Raw genomic sequence first — 4,158 nt, 5'->3', positions numbered from 1 at the left:
CGATAGACCGGAAGGTCAAGCGCCGCTTCGAGAATCGAGGCGCCGCGGTGCAAGTCGTCGATGGTCTCGAACAGCGGGACAATGCCCACCGGGCAGTGCGGCGCGTCGGCCGAGGCGTCAAGCAATCCGCATTCCTTGAGCAGCAGGCCCGCTTCGAGCAGATCGGAAACCGAACGACACATCGAGATGATGTAGTTGGGCACCGCTTCTGGACCGTATATCGCGACGGCGCGAGCAGCAGCGGAGACGATCGCGAGTTCTTTGCGAGCCAACTCCGAGAGCTGCTCGCGGTCACCGATCAGCGGCCGACGGGTGCCCAGCTCCTCGGCCAGGACGTTGACCCGCTCGTCTTCGCCCAGCGACGCGTAATCGGGATGCACGCCGGCCCACGCGAGTAGTTCGGCGACCACTTCCTCGTGGACGTCGGAGTTCTGTCGCATGTCGAGGCCGCACAGATGAAAACCGAAGACGCGCAGAGCCTCTCGTAGCTGAGCCAACCGGTCGTCGGCCAGCAGCCTGCTACCGTGGGCGCGCAGCGAGGCGTCGACGGTGTCGAGGTCGGCCAGCATCTCCCCCGGCGCCGTGTACGGCGGCAGCCCCAGGTCGAGCAGGTTGTCCGGCTGTTGGTCCAATATCGTTGCGGCGGTGGCGGTGAGCCGGCTGTGGATGACCCGCAACGCACGGCGGTAGGGCTCGTCGGCGCGGGCCGGCTCGTCGCAAGCCTCGGCCAGCGTGCGTAGCTCGTCGGTGACGGCGACCAGGCGCGACGACATCGACAGCTCCTGCTCCAGCGCACTCAGCTCGGTGGTGTAGTGGTTCAGCGCGGTGTAGGCGGCGCTGCCGGTGGCCAATCGGACCACGTCGGCGGTGACGTTGGGGTTGCCGTCACGGTCGCCGCCGATCCACGAGCCGGGCCGCAGAATCGGTTCGGGCAGTAGGTCGGCGTCGGGCCAGCGACCGCGCAACGCGTCGCGGACCCCGGCGTTGACTTTCGGGACCACCTCGAAAAACGCGGCCTGGTAATAGCGCGACCCGACGGCGATCTCGTCGGAGATCTGCAGTCGCGACAGCCGCACCAACGCGGTCTGCCAGAGCATCAGCACCTGGCGGCGGAGTTCGGTGTCGATGTCGCTGCCGTCGTCGGTTGTGGTGTGGCCATGGGCGCGCAGCCGCATCAGCTGGGTGATGCGGTGCTGGGTGTCGAACACGGTGCGACGACGGGTTTCGGTCGGATGGGCGGTGATGACGGGCGAGACCAGAGCGCCGGTCAGCGCGTCGGCGACGGTCGCCGAATCCAGTTCCGCCGCATCGAGCTTCAGATAGGTGGCCGCCAGGCTACTGTCCTGCGGCGGATCGCCGGCGGCGACGTGGACGGCGCGGCGGCGTTCGCGGTGAATGTCTTCGGCCACGTTGGCCAGCAGCGCGAAATGGCTGAAGGCCCGGATCACCGGGATCGCCCGGTGGATGTCGATGCCGTCGAACAGCTGCGCCACCTCGGCACGCTCGATCTCCGAACGCCGGACCTTGAACGACGCGATACGGGCCCGCTCCACCAGGTCGAAGACGTCGTCGCCGTTCTGCTCGCGAACGGTGTCACCGAGGATGGTGCCGAGCAGCCGGATGTCGTCGCGCATCGGCTCGGTCGCTTCGCGACCTATGCGGGTACGTCTTACGGCGCCGAAGGGCTCCAGCGAGTCGGGTGCGTCAGCCATACCTCCCAGTATCGGGGTGGTCGGCCGACTTCGCCGTTCGGAGGGTCAGGCGTTGTATTTGATGCGCAGCGCCACACCGACGATGGCAACCAGCCAGATGCCGACGGGGAAGCTTGCATTTTTGCGGTGTCGACGACCTCTTAAATTTAAGCAGGTGGCGGGTTGTAAACGGCGCGGTGAGCGGTGGCGGTTGGCCGGTAGAATGAAAGCCCTGTCGAGGCGTCGTGGAGGTGCAGTCGTGGAACGCCGGACACCCAAGAAGGTGGTGGTGTCGAATGCTGCCGTCAAAGAGGCAGGGGTGCGCGCAACGAAGGCCTCGGCCAAGTTGGAGGGCCGGGTGGTTCCCGCCGGCTACATAAGGTCGGCCACTGTGAGGGCCTACATCGCGAAGCAGCAGCTGCCTAAGCGCTGATGCCGCTGACGCCCGGCTACGGTGAGACCCCACTTCCGTATGACGAACTCACCGCGTTGCTCCCCGAGGTTGTCGATCTCCTCGACAAGCCCATCACGCGCGCTGCCGTCTATGATCTCGAACAGGGTCTCCAGGACCGGGTGTTCGACGAACTGATGCCGTCGGCGCTCGACACCATCGCGTACCGGTGGGACCACACCGACGACTGGACGCCTCGACAACTGGGTATTGTCGTGCACGCCGAGACCGTGCGGATCCATCCGTTCGCGGACGGAAATGGCCGCACCACAAGGTTCCTCGCTGATTTGGTCTTCGCGGCAGCTCAGGATCCCACCGAGTTGCAGTACGACTGGGAGCTTGATGACAAGACTCGATACATCGAGCTGCTTCGGGCCTACGACGGACACCGGGACGTGGCCGACCTTACGGCCTTCGTTGGTGTGGAGCCGATTGAGCCATAGGTGATGGCGACCAGGCGCGCCGACATCGACAGCTCCTGCTCCAGCGCGCTCGTTCTCCGAGCGCGCTGGCCTGGAACGACGCGATCCGGGCCCGCTCGACCAGATCGAAGACGTCGTCGCCGTTCCAGCGAATCGGATGCGTCAGCCATACCTACCAGCATCAGGGTCGTTGGCCGTCTTCGCCCTTCGGAGCGCTGTCAGCAGTCCGCACCCGATTTCAGAGTGTGATCACGTGCAGAAGCGGCTGCAGACCATCGAAGTCGGCAGTATTGCGGGTGGCCAGAGCTGCCCCGTCGCCGATGGCGGTCGCCGCGATCATCAAATCGATGCGACGCTTGCCTCCCGGAGTCCGCCCGGCGGCGGCGACGATGGAGCACAGCTCGCGGTAGATATCGGCTTCACGCTGACCGAAGGGCAGGCCGTCGCCATAGGTTGACCGGTGCTGTATGAGGTCGATGCGGGCCCGAGCGGCGACGTCGGGGTCGGGATGTGCTGTGCCCTCGCTGAATTCAGCGAATACCAGCGCCGAGACCAGGTATTCGTGGTCCCCCGGAGGAAGGAGCTCCCACCGGGGCTCGCTGATCAGCAGGTTGGTATCCAGGTGAATCCTCACCGGTCGCGATCGCCTACCCGCCCCGATCCGTCTCGGCCGCGCTCGACGATCTGCAGCATCGCCTCCTCGTAGCCGGCAGGGGTGGGCTGGGCGTAGTTGCCCGCCTGTTCGATGTGGTCGAGGGTGACGCCTCGTCGGCGTTGAGCGGGAGGCGTGGATGGCTGTTTGGCGATGACAACGCCAGTGTCCTTGCCGCGGACGGTGACGTGAAATGCCTGGCCGGCCTCCGCGGCGTTGATTATCTCCGAAGCGTTCTGACGTAGCTCACGGATCCCGACGGTTTCACCCATCCCGCGACGGTAGCACTTATGTAGCACAAGCGCAGGGGCCGCGGCGGTCCATCCCCCGAGCGTCAGGCGTTGTATTTGATCCGCAGCGCCATGCCGACGATGGACACCAGCCAGATGCCGACGACGAACAACGTCAGTCGGTCGAGGTTCTTCTCCACCACCGTCGACCCGGACAGGCTGGACTGCATGCCGCCACCGAACAGCGTCGACAGGCCACCGCCCTTGGCGCGGTGCAACAGCACCAGCAGGACCACCAGGATGCTGGTCACCACCAGGGTGATCTGCAGGGCCAATTCCATGGCCCACACCCTACCGGTCGGCTTGGGCCTGCTAGCCCGTCGGGCCGTAGAAGGACATTGTGCCGTCGTCGTAGTCGAGGTAGATCGCCTGACTCAGGAATGGCACGACGCCGCTGTTGATGTCGGTCCCCGATACCGCCGTCGGCGCGGTGCTCTGCCCAATACTGTCCGTGCCCACGGTGTACTGGTAGAGCAGGTTGCCGCCCTGCTGGTCGTAGACCGAGATCACCGATCCCGGCTGCAGACCGGAGGCAATCGACGACGGGATGGTCCCGTAGACGCCGCCGGAGTCGACGTTGTTGACGACGGTGGTGCCGTTGGTGATGCCGTTGGTCGTCACCGTCTCGTACAGCGAGGCGATCGGGGCGCCG

The 4,158-nt window shown here is 65.7% G+C and carries 6 protein-coding genes and 1 pseudogene; 2 read left to right on the top strand and 5 right to left on the bottom strand.

The window, feature by feature from the left end; all coding sequences use genetic code 11:
- Window positions 1–1,712 (bottom strand): phosphoenolpyruvate carboxylase (locus tag AC2VOG_RS03525; RefSeq protein ID WP_486938528.1); only part of this gene is annotated, 1,712 nt, incomplete at its 3' end.
- A 238-nt stretch (window positions 1,713–1,950) separates the two neighbouring features.
- On the opposite strand from AC2VOG_RS03525, the gene AC2VOG_RS03520 reads away from it, so the two are divergent.
- Window positions 1,951–2,124, top strand: a complete 174-nt coding sequence (locus AC2VOG_RS03520) for a hypothetical protein (RefSeq protein ID WP_486938527.1) — start codon at window positions 1,951–1,953, stop codon at window positions 2,122–2,124.
- Window positions 2,124–2,585, top strand: a complete 462-nt coding sequence (locus tag AC2VOG_RS03515) for a Fic family protein (protein WP_486938526.1) — start codon at window positions 2,124–2,126, stop codon at window positions 2,583–2,585. The genes AC2VOG_RS03520 and AC2VOG_RS03515 overlap by 1 nt, the downstream gene beginning before the upstream one ends.
- A 217-nt stretch (window positions 2,586–2,802) precedes the next feature.
- Here the strand turns inward: AC2VOG_RS03515 and AC2VOG_RS03510 are convergent, their stop codons facing one another.
- The 4 genes and pseudogenes from AC2VOG_RS03510 to AC2VOG_RS03495 all read right to left on the bottom strand — a co-directional run.
- Window positions 2,803–3,198: a PIN domain-containing protein gene (locus AC2VOG_RS03510; RefSeq protein WP_486938525.1), complete on the bottom strand. Its 396-nt coding sequence runs from the start codon at window positions 3,196–3,198 to the stop codon at window positions 2,803–2,805.
- A complete protein-coding gene (locus AC2VOG_RS03505) occupies window positions 3,195–3,488 on the bottom strand; it encodes a type II toxin-antitoxin system Phd/YefM family antitoxin (protein WP_486938524.1) in 294 nt (97 codons plus the stop codon). Before AC2VOG_RS03505 ends, AC2VOG_RS03510 begins: the two co-directional genes overlap by 4 nt.
- A gap of 62 nt (window positions 3,489–3,550) precedes the next feature.
- Entirely contained in the window at window positions 3,551–3,787 is a 237-nt protein-coding gene (gene secG / locus AC2VOG_RS03500; protein WP_486938523.1) for a preprotein translocase subunit SecG, read from the bottom strand.
- A gap of 31 nt (window positions 3,788–3,818) precedes the next feature.
- Window positions 3,819–4,158: pseudogene (locus AC2VOG_RS03495) on the bottom strand (PecA family PE domain-processing aspartic protease); the annotation flags it as partial.

The sequence above is a fragment of the Mycobacterium sp. TH-M11 genome (assembly GCF_057473725.1).
This window is presented reverse-complemented; position numbering and strand designations above follow the sequence as displayed.

Coding starts and splice junctions, on each gene's coding strand:
- AC2VOG_RS03515 (WP_486938526.1), top strand. CDS start 2,124: ATGCCGCTGACGCCCGGCTACGGTGAGACCCCACTTCCGTATGACGAA.
- AC2VOG_RS03505 (WP_486938524.1), bottom strand. CDS start 3,488: ATGGGTGAAACCGTCGGGATCCGTGAGCTACGTCAGAACGCTTCGGAG.
- secG (WP_486938523.1), bottom strand. CDS start 3,787: ATGGAATTGGCCCTGCAGATCACCCTGGTGGTGACCAGCATCCTGGTG.